The sequence below is a fragment of the Cellulomonas sp. genome (genome assembly GCF_017744555.1).
Taxonomy (GTDB): Bacteria; Actinomycetota; Actinomycetes; order Actinomycetales; family Cellulomonadaceae; genus Cellulomonas.
This window is the reverse complement of the sequence record NZ_JAGIBD010000028.1, coordinates 15,758-32,559: the sequence shown is the minus strand read 5'-3', so window position 1 is coordinate 32,559 and position 16,802 is coordinate 15,758. Positions and strand designations below refer to the sequence as shown.

Annotated in this window: 17 protein-coding genes and 1 pseudogene; 9 read left to right on the top strand and 9 right to left on the bottom strand. The window is 70.8% G+C overall.

Translation table 11 applies throughout. The annotated features are described in order from the left end of the window. Window positions 1-19: 19 nt before the first annotated feature. Window positions 20-796: an SDR family oxidoreductase gene (locus J7523_RS15890; protein WP_291888718.1), complete on the bottom strand. Its 777-nt coding sequence runs from the start codon at window positions 794-796 to the stop codon at window positions 20-22. A 143-nt stretch (window positions 797-939) separates the two neighbouring features. Between J7523_RS15890 and J7523_RS15885 the strand changes: the two genes are divergently transcribed. The 3 genes and pseudogenes from J7523_RS15885 to J7523_RS15875 all read left to right on the top strand — a co-directional run bounded on the left by J7523_RS15885 (window position 940) and on the right by J7523_RS15875 (window position 2,783). Continuing rightward, the gene (locus tag J7523_RS15885) at window positions 940-1,752 is read left to right on the top strand and encodes an alpha/beta hydrolase (protein WP_291888715.1); all 813 of its coding nucleotides are present in this window, start codon (window positions 940-942) and stop codon (window positions 1,750-1,752) included. A 136-nt stretch (window positions 1,753-1,888) separates the two neighbouring features. Further along, window positions 1,889-2,602, top strand: a pseudogene (locus J7523_RS15880) (SDR family NAD(P)-dependent oxidoreductase); the annotation flags it as partial. A gap of 7 nt (window positions 2,603-2,609) precedes the next feature. Next, entirely contained in the window at window positions 2,610-2,783 is a 174-nt protein-coding gene (locus J7523_RS15875; protein ID WP_291888712.1) for an SDR family oxidoreductase, read from the top strand. A 62-nt stretch (window positions 2,784-2,845) separates the two neighbouring features. On the opposite strand, the gene J7523_RS15870 is transcribed toward J7523_RS15875, so the two are convergent. Next, window positions 2,846-3,787, bottom strand: coding sequence for a patatin-like phospholipase family protein (locus tag J7523_RS15870; protein ID WP_291888709.1), 942 nt, complete (start codon window positions 3,785-3,787; stop codon window positions 2,846-2,848). 301 nt (window positions 3,788-4,088) lie between these two features. Here J7523_RS15870 and J7523_RS15865 point away from each other — a divergent pair, with 301 nt between their 5' ends. After that, complete coding sequence (locus J7523_RS15865) at window positions 4,089-5,519, top strand: glycoside hydrolase family 18 protein (RefSeq protein ID WP_291888706.1); 1,431 nt, start codon at window positions 4,089-4,091, stop codon at window positions 5,517-5,519. Between the two features lie 54 nt (window positions 5,520-5,573). Here J7523_RS15865 and J7523_RS15860 read toward each other — a convergent pair whose 3' ends face one another. Beyond that, window positions 5,574-6,398 (bottom strand): alpha/beta hydrolase, encoded by an 825-nt coding sequence (locus J7523_RS15860; protein WP_291888703.1) that lies wholly within the window; start codon window positions 6,396-6,398, stop codon window positions 5,574-5,576. 215 nt (window positions 6,399-6,613) lie between these two features. Here J7523_RS15860 and J7523_RS15855 point away from each other — a divergent pair, with 215 nt between their 5' ends. The 5 genes from J7523_RS15855 (at window position 6,614) to J7523_RS15835 (ending at window position 11,301) form a co-directional block, all read left to right on the top strand. Continuing rightward, window positions 6,614-7,354 carry a type IV toxin-antitoxin system AbiEi family antitoxin gene (locus tag J7523_RS15855; RefSeq protein ID WP_291888700.1) on the top strand — a complete coding sequence of 247 codons (741 nt, stop codon included), beginning with the start codon at window positions 6,614-6,616 and terminating at the stop codon, window positions 7,352-7,354. Window positions 7,355-7,432: 78 nt separating this feature from the next. Continuing rightward, window positions 7,433-8,920, top strand: a complete 1,488-nt coding sequence (locus J7523_RS15850; protein WP_291888697.1) for an amino acid permease — start codon at window positions 7,433-7,435, stop codon at window positions 8,918-8,920. Between the two features lie 128 nt (window positions 8,921-9,048). Next, a complete protein-coding gene (locus J7523_RS15845) occupies window positions 9,049-9,612 on the top strand; it encodes a type IV toxin-antitoxin system AbiEi family antitoxin (RefSeq protein ID WP_291888694.1) in 564 nt (187 codons plus the stop codon). Window positions 9,613-9,641: 29 nt separating this feature from the next. After that, window positions 9,642-10,367: a nucleotidyl transferase AbiEii/AbiGii toxin family protein gene (locus tag J7523_RS15840; protein WP_291888691.1), complete on the top strand. Its 726-nt coding sequence runs from the start codon at window positions 9,642-9,644 to the stop codon at window positions 10,365-10,367. Window positions 10,368-10,407: 40 nt separating this feature from the next. Further along, window positions 10,408-11,301, top strand: coding sequence for an HNH endonuclease (locus tag J7523_RS15835; RefSeq protein ID WP_291888688.1), 894 nt, complete (start codon window positions 10,408-10,410; stop codon window positions 11,299-11,301). 15 nt (window positions 11,302-11,316) lie between these two features. Here the strand turns inward: J7523_RS15835 and J7523_RS15830 are convergent, their stop codons facing one another. From J7523_RS15830 to J7523_RS15805, 6 genes are all read right to left on the bottom strand, one after another. Beyond that, the gene (locus J7523_RS15830; RefSeq protein WP_291888685.1) at window positions 11,317-12,045 is read right to left on the bottom strand and encodes a nuclease-related domain-containing protein; all 729 of its coding nucleotides are present in this window, start codon (window positions 12,043-12,045) and stop codon (window positions 11,317-11,319) included. Window positions 12,046-12,144: 99 nt separating this feature from the next. Further along, complete coding sequence (locus tag J7523_RS15825; protein ID WP_291888683.1) at window positions 12,145-12,267, bottom strand: hypothetical protein; 123 nt, start codon at window positions 12,265-12,267, stop codon at window positions 12,145-12,147. Window positions 12,268-12,319: 52 nt separating this feature from the next. Then, window positions 12,320-13,144 carry a CoA ester lyase gene (locus tag J7523_RS15820; protein WP_291888680.1) on the bottom strand — a complete coding sequence of 275 codons (825 nt, stop codon included), beginning with the start codon at window positions 13,142-13,144 and terminating at the stop codon, window positions 12,320-12,322. Further along, on the bottom strand, window positions 13,141-13,620 hold the full coding sequence (locus J7523_RS15815) for a MaoC family dehydratase (RefSeq protein WP_291888677.1): 480 nt from the start codon (window positions 13,618-13,620) through the stop codon (window positions 13,141-13,143). Before J7523_RS15815 ends, J7523_RS15820 begins: the two co-directional genes overlap by 4 nt. Beyond that, on the bottom strand, window positions 13,617-14,792 hold the full coding sequence (locus tag J7523_RS15810; RefSeq protein ID WP_291888674.1) for an acyl-CoA dehydrogenase family protein: 1,176 nt from the start codon (window positions 14,790-14,792) through the stop codon (window positions 13,617-13,619). Before J7523_RS15810 ends, J7523_RS15815 begins: the two co-directional genes overlap by 4 nt. After that, complete coding sequence (locus J7523_RS15805) at window positions 14,789-16,801, bottom strand: biotin carboxylase N-terminal domain-containing protein (protein ID WP_291888672.1); 2,013 nt, start codon at window positions 16,799-16,801, stop codon at window positions 14,789-14,791. The genes J7523_RS15810 and J7523_RS15805 overlap by 4 nt, the downstream gene beginning before the upstream one ends. Window position 16,802: the final 1 nt, after the last annotated feature.

The window sequence follows — 16,802 nt, the reverse complement described above, 5'->3', positions numbered from 1 at the left end:
AGGGGTCCTTCCGGTCGGGTCAGAGCGTCGGGATCAGGCCGCCGTCGAGGTCGATCGCGGCGCCGGTGAGGTTCGGCCATCGACCGGACGCGAGCACGACAGCGAGGTCGGCGACCTCCTGCGGAAGGGTGAACCGTCCGGTCACCATGGCGGCGGCCGCACCCTGCTGGACCGCGGCGGGATCCTGCCCGGTCGCCGCGCCCACGACGTCCGCGACCCCGCCGGACCCGAGCCACAGGTCGGTGGCGACCGGACCCGGGTTGATGGTGTTCACGCGGATGCCGCGGCCGCCGAACTCCTTCGAGACGGACTTGGCCAGGTTGACCTGGGCGGCCTTCGCGGCCGAGTAGTCCACGACCAGCGGGTCGGGCAGCTGGGCGTTGACGGAGCCGATCGTGACGACGCTGCCGCCGCCCCGGGCCACCATCACCGGCAGGGCGGCGCGCAGCGTCCGGACGTGGCTCAGCAGGTCGATCTCGAGCGTCTGTCGCCACAGGTCGTCGGTCACGCTGCCGAACCCGTCCGGCCGCGGGTGCACGGCCCCGACGTTGTCGACGAGGACCGCGAGGTCGGCGCCGGCCGCGGCGACCAGCTCCGCGGGACCGTCGGGCGTCGCGAGGTCGACGAGCACCACCTCGACCCCGTCGTCCGCGAGCGCCGTGAGCTCCGCGGTCGACGACCGCGACCCCGCCACGACGCGGGCGCCCTCCGCCACGAAGGCACGGACGGTCGCGAGCCCGATCCCTCTGCCCGCACCGGTCACCACGACGGTCGTCCCTCTCAGTCCCAGGTCCATGCCGGTGACGCTACGAGCGGGGCCGGCAGCGCGGCTTCGGTCAGATGACTGAGTCGGGCCGACGTCAGTCATCTGACCGAAGCCCGGCACGGGCGACGAGGCCACGATCGGACCGATCGCCCCATCACCGCTGGAGGAGCACCATGACCGACGCCCGACGCCCCGTCGTCTTCATCCACGGCCTCTGGTTGCACGCGACGTCGTGGCAGCCCTGGGTCGACCTCTTCGAGAAGGCCGGCTACGCCGCCGTCGCCCCCGGCTGGCCCGGCATCGCCGACACCGTCGAGGGTGCCCGGGCGAACCCCGACGACATCGCCGACAATGGCATCGACGACGTGGTCGACCATTACCTCGCCCTGTTCGCCGACCTGCCGCGCAAGCCGATCCTCGTCGGCCACTCGTTCGGCGGGATGATCGCGGAGAAGCTGCTCGGTCTGGACGCCGCCGAGGCGGCCGTGGCGATCGACGCCGCGCAGATCAAGGGCGTCCTGCCGCTGCCGCTGTCGTCGCTGCGCGCCACGCTGCCCGTCTTCAAGAACCCGGCGAACAAGCACCACGCCGTCTCCCTGACCAAGGAACAGTTCCGGTACAGCTTCGGCAACGCGGTCTCCCAGGAGGAGTCGGACCAGCTGTTCGACCGGTGGACGATCCCGGCGCCCGGCAAGCCGCTGTTCGAGGCGGCGGCGGCCAACTTCTCGCTGCACTCCCCGGCGAAGGTCGACACCGACAACCAGGACCGTGGGCCGCTGCTGCTCATCACGGGTGCGCAGGACCGCACCGTCCCCGAGGTGATCACGCGGTCCACGCTCCGGCAGTACCGGCACTCGAACGCGGTGACGGAGCTGCTCGAGTTCGCGGACCGCGGGCACTCCCTCGTGATCGACAGCGGGTGGGAGGAGGTCGCGACGACGTCGCTCGACTGGCTGGCGAAGCAGGGGCTCGGACCGCAAGTCTGAGGCGTCGACTGCGCCCGAGGCACCATGTCGCGTCGGGCGCAGTCAGAGAACGTTCTACTTCGCGGCACGTCGGTCGTCTCGAGCGCGAGCCTGTGCGGGGAGACTGTGTCCCGCCGGTACCCGCGAAGGAGATCCGATGTCTGATCAGCTCACGTTCGACAACCCCGTCGAGCGCCACTCGCACATCAAGCCGCACGCCTCGTGGCAGCCGCTGCCCGGGCTCGACGCCGAGCTCGACCCCAAGGCCGACCACGGCGAGACGTCGTACCGCGGCACGGGTCGCCTGCCCGGTCGCAAGGCGCTGATCACCGGGGGCGACTCGGGCATCGGCGCGGCAGTGGCCATCGCGTTCGCCCGCGAGGGCGCCGACGTGGCGCTCAGCTACCTGCCCGAGGAGCAGGTCGACGCCGAGGCGATCGCGGAGGTGGTGCGCGCCGAGGGCCGCAAGGCGATCCTGCTGCCCGGCGACATCCGGGACCGGGAGTTCTGCCGGACGCTCGTCGCGGACGCGGTGGAGGGGCTCGGTGGGCTCGACATCCTCGTGAACAACGCGGCGCACCAGGTGTACCACCAGACGTTCGACGAGCTCGACGAGGACGACCTGCACCGCACGATCCAGACGAACATGTACGCGATGTTCTGGATCACGCGCGACGCGCTGCCGCACCTCGGCCCGGGCGCGACGATCATCAACAGCACGTCGGTGCAGGGGTACAACCCGTCGCCGATGATCGTGAACTACGCGTCGACGAAGTTCGGGATCATCGGCTTCACGAAGGCGCTCGCCGCCGACCTCGCACCTCGCGGCATCCGCGTGAACGCCGTCGCGCCCGGGACCCGTCTGGACGCCGCTGCAGGTGTCCGACGGGCAGCCGCCCGAGAAGCTGAACGGCTTCGGCGACTCGTCGTGGCTCGGCCGGACGAGCCAGCCCGTCGAGCAGGCGCCGGCCTACGTGTTCCTCGCGTCGCCGGAGTCGAGCTTCGTCGTCGGTGAGGTCATCAACGTCAACGGCGGGGCGCACGTGCCCTGACGGGCCGTCGACGTCTCCGGGGTGGTCGTCCGCGCCACGCGGACGACCACCCCTGTCTCGCGTCAGCGCCAGAAGGTCGTGAGCCGGGCGGCGAGGGCTCGGCCCTGGTCGAAGCCGGCTCGTGCGGCGGGCGGGCGCGTCGCCGGGTTCATCATGTTGTCGCCGAACGCCTCGAGAGAGGCCTCGTCAGGCAGGATCGACTCCACCGTGCTGCCGCTCGCGCGGAGCTCGTCGACCTGCGTCGCGAGCTGCTGACCCCAGTCCGGCGGCGTCAGGGTCCTGCCACCGAGCGGCGACAGCACGAGGACCCGCGCGTACCCGGCCGCCAGGTCGGCGTTCTCGTTGCGCCGGTAGCCGCCGTCGAGGTAGCGGTGGTCGCCGATCCGGTAGGGGCCGGATCCGAGGCCGTTGGACGTGCTGGCGGCGACGGCGTCGACGAGGTCGACCCCGCTGTGCCGGTCGAGGACGACCGGTGTGGCGGTGTCGGCGTCGATCGCCGTGAGGAGGATCGTGCGGTCCGGCCAATCGAGGCTCGGCAGCCGCGGTGTGACGATGGCGCGCCACCGGTCCGTGCCGCCGCCGTCCGATGCGCCCTCCAGCTCGAGCGTTGCCGCGCTGATCCGCCTGCGGTAGTCGGCGGGGTCGTCGGAGGCGGCGATCAGACGCTGCAGCGTCTCCAGCGGGTTCGCGCCGGACCCCGCGATCGGGCGACCCCGACGGACGCCGGTCTGGAGCGGGGTGGCGTCGAGGGTCTGTGCGAGGAGCTCGGGCAAAGGCGCTGCGGTGACCTGCGCCGCGGCCGTCGCTCCGGCCGACGTGCCGATGATCAGATCGGTGTCGGTGACGTCGAGGCCGCCGTCGGACAGACCGGCGAGGACGCCGATCAGCCAGGCGTTGCCGGCCGATCCGCCGCCGCCGAGAACCAGGGCGCGCTCACCTGCGGGGATGCGGTCGGTGGCGTCGATCTGCGGGCTCGTCTGAGCCGAGGAGGGTGTGGTGTTCATGGGAGTTGCCTCTCGCGATGGTGCGTGGAGGGCGCTCCGGTGGCGACTACCTGCGTCGCTCGATCGTGGACTGCGGGGGAGCACCCGTGGCCGACACTGCGTTCATGGGTCTCACCTCCTGACGTCCGATCACGATCGGGAGAACGGTCGCACACGCCCGTCGTCGGCGGCAAACGACTTCTCGCGGGATCGGACTCTTGACGCGTATCGGACGGGTGGCCGTAGGGTGGGCGTACCGCCAATTTGGTAGGAATGCTTACATATTCCGGTCAGTGTCGCCCGAGTTGTCAGGGAGTGCGTCATGCGTCGTCCCCGCCGGTTGTCCGTGTCCGCCGCGATCGTCGCCGGCGTCAGCCTCGCGCTCGTCGCGCCGCTGCCCGCCCAGGCGTCACCGAAGCCGCCCAGCGACGCGCCGAACAAGGTCGTGTCGGCGTACTACGCCGACTGGGACGTCTACGGCCGCGGCTACTTCGTCAAGGACATCCCCGTGACGAAGCTCAACGTCATCCAGTACGCGTTCGGCGTGCCGACGTACGACCCGGCGACCGGCGCCGCAAGCTGCGACGTTCTCGACCCGTGGGCTGACTACCAGCAGGTCTACTGGACCGGCGACAACACCGTCGACGGCGTCGCCGACGACCCGTCGAACCCCGACCAGCACCTGTTCGGCAACTTCAACCAGCTCCGCAAGCTCAAGGCTGCGAACCCGGGGCTGAAGGTCGAGATCTCGCTCGGCGGCTGGACGAAGTCGACGTGGTTCTCCACGCTCGCCTCGACGCCGCAGCTGCGGCAGGCGTTCGTGTCGTCGTGCATCGACACGTTCATCAAAGGCAACCTGCCCGGCGGCGGCTGGCCCGAGAACGCCGGGGGAGCCGGCGCCGCTGCGGGCGTGTTCGACGGCATCGACCTGGACTGGGAGTACCCGACCCAGGTCGCCGACGGGAACGTGAACCCGACCCCGGCCGACCGGCACAACGCCACACTGCTCGCCGCCGAGTTCCGCCGCCAGCTCGACGCGCTCGGCGCGGAGACCGGTCAGCACTACCTGCTCACCGCGGCGCTCCCCGCAGCGACCAGCTCGACGAAGTACTACGAGCTCAAGCAGTTCGTGAAGCACCTCGACTGGGCGAACGTGATGACCTACGACTTCAACGTCGCCAGCGGGCCCAAGGCGTCGCACAACACCCTGTTCACGCCCGACCCCCGCGACCCCGGCTTCCCGAACCTGACCTGGAACACCACCGGAACCGTCGCCTACTACCTGACGCAGGGCGTGCCGGCGAACAAGATCGTCGTCGGGGTGCCGTTCTACGCGCAGCAGTACCTGCGGACGTCCACCGCGAACCACGGGCTGTACTCGGCGTTCGACAACACCGGGACCGACCCGAACTCCCTGACCGTCGACGTCGCGCCGCAGCCCAGCTATCACGCGCTGGTCGACGAGGGCGGGTACGTGGACGCCGCGGGGGTGACAGGTGGGGCCGGGTACACCGTGTACTGGAACCCGCTGGCCGGAGAGCCGTACCTGTTCAACCCGGCTGCCCTGCACCCGAACCTCACCACTGGCCCGGCGACCGTGCCGACCGTCATCGCGTTCTCCAGCCCGCGGTCGATCGGGGAGCGGGTCACGCTCATCAAGTCGCTGCACCTGCGGGGGGCGATGGCCTGGGAGCTGAGCCAGGACTCGAACAGCGGGGCGCTGATCTCGGCGCTGGCGCCGGTGCTGCAGTAGCCGGGCGCGCCCGCGCACCGTCGTCATGCACGTCGACGGTGCGCGGGCGCAGCCTCACGACTGGATGAACGCCAGGAGGTCCGCGTTGATGGTGTCCGCCTGCGTGGTCGGCATCCCGTGCGGGAACCCGGCGTACGTCTTGAGCGTCCCGTTCTGCAGGAGCTTCGCCGACAGGGGCGCGGAGTCGGCGTACGGGACGATCTGGTCGTCGTCGCCGTGCATCACCAGCACCGGCACCGTGATCGCACGGAGGTCGTCGGTGAAGTCCGTCTGCGAGAACGCGACGATCCCGTCGTAGTGCGCTTTGGCGCCGCCCATCATCCCCTGCCGCCACCAGTTCTCGATGATCGCCTCGGACGGCTCGACGCCGTCGCGGTTGAAGCCGTAGAACGGCCCCGAGGGCAGCGCCCGGTAGAACTCGGAGCGGTTGGCGGCGAGCTGTGCCTGGAGGTCGTCGAACACGGACTTGGGCAGGCCGCCGGGGTTGGCGTCCGTCTGGACCATGATCGGCGGCACCGCGCTGATGATGGCGGCCTTGGCGACGCGGGACTCCCCGTGGCGCGCGATGTAGTGGACGACCTCGCCGCCGCCGGTCGAGTGGCCGATGTGGACCGCGTCGCGCAGGTCGAGGTGCGCGGTGAGCGCGGCCAGGTCGTCGGCGTAGTGGTCCATGTCGTGGCCGTCGCTCGTCTGCGTGGAGCGGCCGTGGCCCCGGCGGTCGTGCGCGATCACGCGGAACCCGCGCTGCACGAAGTACAGGAGCTGGGCGTCCCAGTCGTCGGCCGACAAGGGCCAGCCGTGGCTGAAGACCAGGGGCTGTCCGGTGCCCCAGTCCTTGTAGAAGATCTCGGTGCCGTCGGTCGTGGTGATCGTGCCCATGCGTAACCCCCGGTCTGAGGTGCGGACGTGTCTTCGAAGCATGCGGTGAACGTGGTCCCGGCGCCTCACGGAGTGCCGCGAGTTCATCGAGTGTTCCGCTGGGGGGCCACGGGACGCCGTCGGCCGACTGGCCGACCTCGGCGCGCTGGCACACCAAATATGTGCGATGTGTAGCGTTGCGGGCTACACTTCGAACCGAATTTGAGGAGGAAGTGATGGCCGAACGCGAGGGGATGCGCCTCGCGGTGCGTCCGATGCGGACCGTCCGTCCGGCCGACCTGGACGGTGCCTACGTCAACCCCCGCGCGGTGCTCCGGGACCGGGCCGCGAAGGGGATGGTGCACCGGGTCGCCTACGGCACCTACGTCGCTGTTCCCGACGACGCGCACGACCGGGCCCGATGGCGTCCCGCGCTGGAAGCGGCGGCAGCCGCCGTCGCCACGGCGATCTTCGGCGACCGCGGCGCGGCGCTCATGGGCATGACCGCTGCGCGCCTGCTCGGCGCCGCACCTCGCGCGCGCGGGGACGCCGTGGTTGCGGCCCCACGTCGTCATCGGGACGTGACGCTCGTCGATCGCCGAGATGCCGCGGTCCGGTTCGTCCAGAGGGACCTCGACGAGATCGACACCCAGCCGATCGCCACCGAGCTCGGCGTCGCTCTGGTGACCACTCCCGAGCAGACGCTCGTCGACCTCGCCCGCGACCGTACTGTCAACGACGCCGACAAGCACGACGCCATGCTTGCGCTCGGCCGGACCGCGGACTGGGACCGCGTCGAGGCGCTCGCCGCCGGCCAGCGCGGGCGGACCGTCGCCGAGCCGGTGCTGCGGAACGTGCGGCGTGAGGTCGCGCGATGGCGTGCGGCACTCGGGCACCAGACGATCCTCGACGTCACCGCCGCCGAGGCCGCCGACGTCGTGGCCGGCGCCTGGGCTGCTGTCGGGTCGGAGACGTAGAGGGCTGCTCACCGCGCGCCGCCCCTCGCGCGCGGCCAGACTGGCGAGGACCCGTCCCACCGTCGAGGGGCCTCACCCGTGAGCATCCTGCGGACCAAGAGCATCGAGCAGTCGCTGGCCGACGCGGACGAGCCGGAGTACCAGCTCAAGCGCAGCCTCAGCGCCCTGGACCTGGTCGTGTTCGGTGTCGGCGTCGTGATCGGCGCCGGCATCTTCACGCTCACCGGTAGAGCGGCCCACCAGGTGGCCGGCCCGGCGATCGTCCTGTCGTTCGTCGTCGCGGCGATCTGCTGCGGCCTCGCGGCCATGTGCTACGCCGAGTTCGCCTCGACGGTGCCGGTGTCGGGGTCGGCGTACACGTTCAGCTACGCGAGCCTCGGCGAGCTGTTCGCCTGGATCATCGGGTGGGACCTGCTGCTCGAGATGCTGCTGGGCGCGAGCGTGGTCGCGCAGGGGTGGAGCGCGTATCTCGGGGTGTTCCTGGAGAACCTCGGCATCACGATCCCGGAGTCGATCGGGTACGGCGGCACGGTCGACCTGATGGCCGTCCTGCTCGTCGCGGTGCTCGGCGTGCTCATCACGGTGGGCATCAAGGAGTCGCTGCGCGTCAACATGGTGCTCGTGTCGATCAAGCTGTTCATCGTGCTGTTCGTCATCGTTGCGGGCATCGGGTTCATCGACGCGGCGAACTACAGCCCGTTCGTCCCGCCTGCCCAGGCGACCGAGGCGACGACGGGTCTGACGCAGCCGCTGATCCAGGCGCTCCTGGGCCTGTCGCCGTCGACGTTCGGTATCGGCGGCATCTTCGCCGGTGCGGCCCTCGTGTTCTTCGCGTTCATCGGGTTCGACGTCGTGGCGACCACCGCCGAGGAGACCCGCAACCCGCAGCGTGACCTGCCCCGGGGCATCATCGGATCGCTCATCATCTGCACCGTCCTGTACTGCGCGGTCTCGTTCGTCGTGACCGGGATGGTCAGCTACGACAAGCTCGACCCCGCCGCGGCGCTCGCGAACGCGTTCGAGGTGCACGGGCAGGAGTGGGCCGCGACGCTCATCTCCGCTGGTGCGGTCGCGGGCCTGACGACGGTCGTCCTCACGCTGCTCATCGGCGCGAGCCGCGTCGTGTTCGCGATGGGCCGCGACCACCTGCTGCCGCCGCAGATCGCGCGCGTGCACCCGAAGTTCCGCACGCCGCACGTCATCACGATCATCATCGCCGTGCTCACGATGGTCGTCGCCGGGTTCACGCCCGTCGGGGTGCTCGAGGAGATGGTGAACATCGGGACGCTGAGCGCGTTCGTCGTCGTCAGCATCGGCGTGATCATCCTGCGGCGGACGCGGCCCGACCTGCCGCGCGCGTTCAAGGTGCCGTGGGTGCCGGTGCTGCCGATCATCTCCGCAGCGATCTGCGTCTACCTGATGATCAACCTGTCCGTCGAGACGTGGCTGCGGTTCCTCATCTGGCTCGTCATCGGGCTCGTCATCTACTTCACGTACTCGATGCGCCGCTCGCGACTCGCGACGGGCGAGGGGCAGAGGCCGCACTCGGTGCAGACGAACGCCTGACGCGGCCGACGGTAGTCCCCCGGGAAACTATGCAGTTCTTAGTCGTCGCGACTAAAGTGTGCATAGTGAACACGGAACGGGAGGCCCTGAGGCTCATCAGCCGGGCGCCACTGCGCACGGTTCGAGCGATGGACCTCGCAGGGATCTACGCGCACCCCGGGCCGGAGCTCGCGATCCTGCGGCGACGTGGCGTCGTTCACCGGCTGGCGCACGGCATCTACTGTGCCGTGCCGCCAGAGCACGTTGGCGGCGGCTGGCGACCGACGATCGAGGCGGCAGCCGCTGCGGTCGCGACAGCCCTCTACGGTGATGGCGTTCCGATCCTCACCGGTCTGACGGCTGCCCGCATGCACGGCGCGTTCCCGCGCGCGACGGGCACCGCGTACGTCGCCGTCCCGACGCAGCGCCGCCCCATGAACCTGGCGGACCGCGACGGTGAGATCCGCTTCGTCATGCGCGACGTCGCGGCGCTCGATGCGGTCCTCGTCCAGACCGACCTGGGACAGGCGCTCGCCACGACGCCCGAGCAGACCGTGCTGGACCTCGCCCGAGCCGATCCCCGTGGAGAGGACGTCGACGCCCAGGAAGCAATCGACGCGCTGTGGCCGCTGTGCGACCATGACGTCCTCATGGACATCGCGGGCCGGCAGCGGATGAGGGCCACGTTCGAGCGCGTCGCCGCAGGGCGATGAGCGACACACAGCACGACGAGTTCGACGCCGTGGCGGAGCGGTTCGGGGTCGACCTGGAGCAGGTCCGTCGCGATCATCTGGTCTCGCACGTGCTCGGGGCGATCGCAGCGCACGTGCCGACAGACGACGTCGTGTTCTTCGGCGGGACGGCACTCTCGCGGACGTTCCTCACGGACGCCCGGCTGAGTGAGGACATCGACCTCCTCGCGGTCGGTCCACGCGCCCGCCGTGCCGAGCAGATCGAGGCCGCGGTGCGTCGTGGGCTCGCTCGCTCCCACGGACGTCCGACGTGGCGGCCTGCGCTCGCGGCGACCTCGGGAGCCCAGCCTGCCGCCCTCGTCGTTGACGGTGTGGCAGCGGTCCAGGTGCAGCTCGTTGGTGGCGAGGGGTATCTCTGGCCGACCGAGGTACGTGACATCGAGCAGCGATACAGCGACGCGCCCCCAGCTCGCCTGCGCACGCTGACTGCTGCAGGGTTCGCCGCATCGAAGCTCGCTGCCTGGATCGATCGCGGCGCGGCGCGGGACCTGTACGACCTGTGGGCGTTGGGCGAACGTGGGCTCATCGGCGACGACGCCGCAGAGGTGTTCGTCCGCAAGGGGCCGACCGGTCACATGCCCACCGCATGGGTCTTCGATCGCGCGCCAGACGAGCTGGGCTGGCGTCGGGCGCTCGGCCATCAGACGCGCCTGCGTATCACGGCGGCAGAGGCCCTCGCCTCGGTGCGGAGTGCATGGGAGTCCTGTGCCGCGTGAAGACGTTGTGGCTGCGTACGAAAACTGGTGAGCTGCGCTCGTGGACACCGTCGTCGAAGCTGCGATCCGCGACCACATCATTCGCTGGGTGCGTGAGCGAGCCGAGGCCAACGGCGGGTTCCTGCACCGCGACGAGCTCCTGGGCTTCACGTTCGACGGCTCGCGGCTGCCGATCATCGACTACTCGCGAGGTATCAGGAATCCGGCCGGATTCAGTTCGACACTCGCGATCGTGTCGTCCGTGCACGGGCCGTATGACGACGTCGAGAGCGAGTCCGACGGGCTGCTCCACTACGCGTACCGGGACGGTGACCCGTTCGGTGGTGACAACGTCAAGCTGCGGACCGCCATCACGACCGGGATGCCGCTCATCCTGTTCCGCAAGGAAGTGCCGAACTTCTACACGCCCGTCGCGCCCGTGTATGTGGTCGACGACTACCCCGAGGAGCGCACGTTCCTCGTCGCGCTCGACGAGTCCTTCCGATTCATGGGGGATCTCAAGGAACTCAGCCTCGAGCAGCGCGCCTATGCAGTGCGACTGGCGAAGCAGCGACTGCATCAGCCGGCATTCCGCACGCGCGTGCTGCTTGCGTACGAGACGCGGTGTGCGATGTGTCGGCTCGCGCACGGGTCGCTGCTCGATGCCGCGCACATCGTTCCGGACGGCGAAGAGCTCGGAGTTCCGACGACCGCCAACGGGCTGTCGCTGTGCAAGATCCACCACGCGGCGTACGACCAGAACATGCTGGGCGTGAGTCCTGACTACACGATCCATCTCGACCGTGCGCTACTCGATGAGGTGGACGGCCCCATGCTGCGGCACGGACTTCAGGAGATGCACGGGAGTCAGATCACGCTGCCGCGCCGACCGTCGGACGCGCCGTCTCGGGAGCTGCTGGCGTGGCGTTGGGAACGATTCACCGGAGCGCGCTGAGCTTGTCCGGCGATGTCAGGCGACGGGGAACGTCATCGCCAGCGTGCGGTGCGTCTCGTCAATGCGGGAAGCCGCAATCGGACCGGGGGAGACGAGACGCTCGATCGCCTTCTTGGGCCAGAGAACGTCGACGCCTTCGATGACGAAAGCGCCACCGATCAAGGGCCAGTCGGCGTCGACGAAGCAGAGCATCGCGTGTACAGGAATGTCAGCGAGGCCGGCACGCTCAAGGGCGCCGCGCACGAGTGCGGTCTGCCGGTGGACGCCCTGGACGAGTGTCGTGCAGTCCCGGGACCCCACCATCAGTCTTGACGTGCGTGGGCGGAGAAGCCCGCCTTCGACGCGGAGAGCGGGGCGACCTCTGTAGCGCTTCGCGTCGATGACGACGACGCCCGAAGGGCCGACCGCAATGTGGTCGATGTTCGCCCGGGTGCGTGGAATGCGTCGGTCGTGGAGCAGTCGGACGCCGTGATCAGCGAGCGCGTCGAGGCGTCGGCCGAGCACCTCTTCACCGCGAGCGCCCCGTGCCCACGCGGACGTGCTCTGGGGTTCATCGGTGAGTGCGAGGATCACGCCGCCGAGTCGTGGGTGAGCGTCGCGGATGCGCGAGTCGCGCTGGGCACGCCGACGTTCGTACTCGCGCTGCGCTGAACGCCCGGCGGTCCCGCTGTCGACCTGGCCCGAGCCGGTACCCGTGCCGCCCTCGTCGTTTGGTGTCGCCATGTTCGGGACATCGGCGGGCACGTCCCGACGCTCAAGCGCCATCAGCGATCGGCCCGACCGTCCTCGTTGAGGTCGGGCCGATCTGCCGGCGGGGGCGCGTGCTGCCGCCCGGTCGGAAGGTCAGTCGACGAACGGCGGGAGCTGGTCCGTGTCCGTGTCCTCCGCGTTGCGGTTCGTGTCGGTGTAGGTGCTGATCGAGGTGTAGGTCTGCGACGGTGCGGGGCGCCACCACGGTGCGTTCATGGCTTCGATCCTCCCCGCGCGATCGTCTCGAATCCTGGGACGTTGGCCCTGTTCAGCGGGTGACATCGGGACCTTCTTCCTGCCTGCGGAGGATCTGTTCGGCGTGCCGGAGGATCGGGCCGTCGACCATGCGGCCCTCGAAAAGGAACACCCCGTGCTGGCCGGAGGCGGCGGCGAGGACGCCACGGGCCCACGCGACGGTCGCGGCGGCGGGCCGGTAGGCGTCGCGGATGACGTCGACCTGGGACGGGTGGATGCACGCGGAGGCGGTGAAGCCGCAGGCCGCGGCGTCGGTGGCCTCGTCGCGCAGCCCGGACAGGTCGCCGATGTCCATGTGCACGGCGTCGATGGCGGCGCGGCCGTGGGCGCCGGCGGCGAGGAGGACCGTCGATCGGGCGTGCACGGCGACGTCACGGTAGCGGCCGTCGGCGAAGCGGCTCGACGTGCCGCCGAGGGAGGCGACGAGGTCGTCAGCACCCCACATGAGGGCGACGACGTTGGGGACGGCGGCGATCGCGGCGGCGCTGACGACGCCGGCGGCGGTCTCGACGAGCGCGACGACGTCGTACTCCGCGAGCTCGCGCACCTGCGCGGCGGAGGCCGTCTTGGCGAGCATGACGGTCCGGTACGGGGTGCCCCGCAGCGCGACGAGGTCGGCGGCGAAGTCGGGGGTGTCGGCCGGGTTGAGCCGGACGATCGTGCGCGACGGGTCGAGCGCGACGGAGGACAGGGCCGCGCGTGCCGACGCCTTGTCCGCCGGGCCGACCGCATCCTCCAGGTCGAGGATCACCCCGTCGGCCACGGAGGCTGCCTTGGCGTACCGGTCGGGCCGGTCGGCCGGGCAGAACAGCAGCGCGGGGCCCAGTGCGAACGTCATCGGACCGCGTCCTGGCACCACCACAGCACCGACCGGGTGGCCTCGGCGACGACGACCCCGTCCTGGTTCTCGCCGGTGTGCGCGAGCGTCACGACGCCCTGCCCGGGGCGCGACGACGACAGCCGCTTCGACGTCACGACGGTGGACGAGTACAGCGTGTCGCCGTGGAACAGCGGGTGCGGGAACCGCACGTCGGTGAACCCGAGGTTCGCGACGATCGTGCCCTGCGTGAGCTGCGCGACGGACGACCCGACCAGCACGGACAACGTCATGAGCGAGTTGACCAGGCGCGCCCCGAACGGCTGTCCCGACGCCCACGCGGCGTCCAGGTGCAGCGCCTGCGGGTTCATCGTCAACGTCGAGAACAGCACGTTGTCGGCCTCGGTCAGCGTCCGCCCGGGCCGGTGCACGTACCGCACGTCGACGTCGAGCTCCTCGTACCAGAGCCCCCGCTGCACGACGTCGGACGACGTCACCGCGGCGCCCCGGCGAACCCGAGCTCGCGCGCGATCACCATGAGCTGCACCTCCGTGGTCCCCTCGCCGATCTCGAGGATCTTCGAGTCGCGGTAGTGCCGCGCGACGGCGTTCTCGTTCATCACGCCGTTTCCGCCGAAGATCTGCGCGGCGTCGTGCGCGTTGGCCATCGCTGCCTCGGATCCGATGAGCTTGGCGAGGCTGGCCTCGAGCTTGAACGGCTGGCCCGCGACGAGGCGCTGGGCGGCGTCGAGCCACGCCAGACGGGCCGAGTGGGCGCGCGCCTCCATGCGGGCGAGTGTGAACGCGATGTGCTGGTTCGAGCCGATGGGCTGCCCGAACACGTTGCGGCTGCGCGCGTACCGCACGGCCTCCTCCAGGCAGCCCTGGGCGGCCCCGGAGCACAGCGCGGCGAACGCGACGCGGCCTTCGTCGAGCGTCTGGATGAACTGCGCGAACCCGCGGCCGCGCTCGCCGAGCAGGTTCGCGGCGGGGACGCGGACGTCGGAGAACAGCAGGGGGTGCGTGTCGGACGTGTGCCAGCCGACCTTGTCGTACGCGGGCAGCACCGTGAATCCCGGGGTCCCGGCCGGGACGAGGATCGCGGTGAGCTCCTTCTTCACCGAGCCGTCTGCCCGCTCCGACATGCCGGTCACCGCCGTGATCGTCACGAGCCGCGTGATCGCCGTCCCGGAGTTGGTGATGAACTGCTTGGTCCCGTTGATCACCCACTCGTCGCCGACGAGCTCCGCCGTCGTCTTCGTCCCCCCCGCGTCCGACCCCGCGTCGGCCTCCGTCAGGCCGAACGCGGCGAGCGCCCGGCCGGACGCGAGCATCGGGACCCATTCGTCCTTCTGCGCCTCCGTGCCGTGTCTCCAGACCGGCATGGCCCCGAGCCCGACCCCGGCCTCGAGCGTCACGGCGATCGACTGGTCGACGCGCGCGAGCTGCTCGACCGCGAGGCACAGGTCGACGTAGTCGCGGCCCTGACCGCCGTGCGAGCGGGGGAACGGCAGCCCGAACAGTCCCATGTCGCCCATCTGGGCGAGGATCTCGTACGGCAGCTCGCGCTTCGTGTCGTACTCGTAGGCCGCGGGCGCGACGACGGTGTCGGCGAAGTCGCGCACCTCGTCGCGGAGTTTCTGCTGCTCGGGGGTGAGGTCGTGGCTCATTCCGGGGTCCCTTCGTGGGGGTGGCCGTGGATGGTGGCCACCACGTGGTCGAGCGCCACCCGGTCGGTCGGTCGGACCGCGAGGGTGACGATGCCGTCGCCTGGGGCGACGACCCGGTGCTCCATCTTCATGGCCTCGATCACGAGGAGCGTCTGCCCGGCGACGACCTCGTCGCCGGACTCGACGTCGACCGAGACGACGATGCCGGGCATAGGGGAACGGACCACCGGGTCCGCCGGTCGGTCGCCGCGGACGACCGAGGCGACGGCGTCTGCGACGCGCTCGGCGCGCGTGCGGAACCGCAGGTCGGTCGACGTGCCGCCGGCGCCGACCCAGGTCACGTCGCCGACGGTGGCGAGGCGGACGGGGTGGACGACGCCCGCGATCTCGACATCGGCTGAGTCCGGGCCGTGGGGTCGCAGTGCGGCCGCGATCGAGGCGCCGCCGTCGATCGTCACGGCCGCCTCGGAGGGCGGACCGAGGACATCCACCCCGACCACCGCGTCGTTGCCCGTCGCGATCTCGTACCGGACGGGGCGCGCGTCGCCGAGCCGCCAGCCGTCGGACCGCCAGGCGGCGTTCGACGTGCCCGGGAGCGACATGTGCCGCCACAGCACCGCGGCGACGAGCGCGACGTCGTCGACCGGCCGCGTCGTGGTGACGCTCGGGATCAGACGGGCGAGAAGCCCGGTGTCGAGGCGTCCGGCGCGCACGTCGGGGGAGGCGAGCACCGAGCGGAGGAACGCGACGTTCGTCCGGACGCCGAGGATCGTCGTCCGCTCCAGGGCACCGTCGAGGCGTGCGAGCGCCTCGTCCCGGGTCGGCGCCCACGCGACGACCTTCGACAGCATCGGGTCGTACGCGGACCCGATCTCGAGCCCGGGGCGGAGCGAGGTGTCGACTCGCACGCCGTCGCCGGTCGGCTCGTCGAGCAGCAGCACGGTCCCGGTGGTCGGCAGGAAGTCGCGCGACGGGTCCTCGGCGTACACGCGCGCCTCGACGGCGTGCCCGTCGAGCCGGACGTCGTCCTGCCCGAACGCGAGGGGTTCACCGGCGGCGATGCGGAGCTGCCACTCGACGAGGTCGAGTCCGGTGACGAGCTCGGTCACGGGGTGCTCCACCTGCAGCCGGGTGTTCATCTCCATGAAGAAGAACTCGGTGGGGTCGTCGTCGGACACCAGGAACTCCACGGTCCCCGCGCCGACGTACCCGACGCTGCGCGCGACGTCGCAGGCTGCCGACCCGATCCGGACGCGCGTCTCGGCAGAGAGGAGCACGGACGGCGCCTCCTCGATGACCTTCTGGTGCCGCCGCTGCAACGAGCACTCGCGCTCGCCGAGGTGGACGACCGCGCCGTGCGTGTCGGCGAGCAGCTGCACCTCGATGTGCCGTGGCGCGTGCACGTACCGCTCGATGAGCAGCGTGTCGTCGCCGAACGCGGCACCGGCGACGCGTCGGGACGCGGTCAAGGCGTCCGCGAGGTCCGACGGCGACGAGACGACGGTCATGCCCTTGCCGCCCCCACCGGCCGAGGGCTTCACGAGCACGGGGTAGCCGACGCGGTCGGCGGCCGCCGCGATCTCGTCGTCCGAGAGCCCGGGCAGCGCCGCCCCCGGGATCACCGGGACGCCGGCCGCCGACACGTGCTTCTTCGCACGGATCTTGTCGCCCATGACCGCGAGCGCGTCGATCCCGGGCCCGACGAACACCACGCCTGCCGCCTCGCACGCCTTCGCGAGGTCGGGGTTCTCGGACAGGAACCCGTACCCGGGGTGGACGGCGTCGGCGCCGGACGCCAGGGCGGCGTCGATGACGGCGTCGACGGACAGGTAGGACGCGCGCGGCTCGGCGGGACCGAGGCGGACGGCGGTGTCCGCGAGCGCGACATGCCGGGCGTGCCGGTCGGCGTCGCTGTACACCGCGACGGACCGGATCCCCATCCGCCGCAGCGTCGCGATGACCCTGCAGGCGATCTCGCCCCGGTTGGCGACGAGCACGGTGTCGAACATC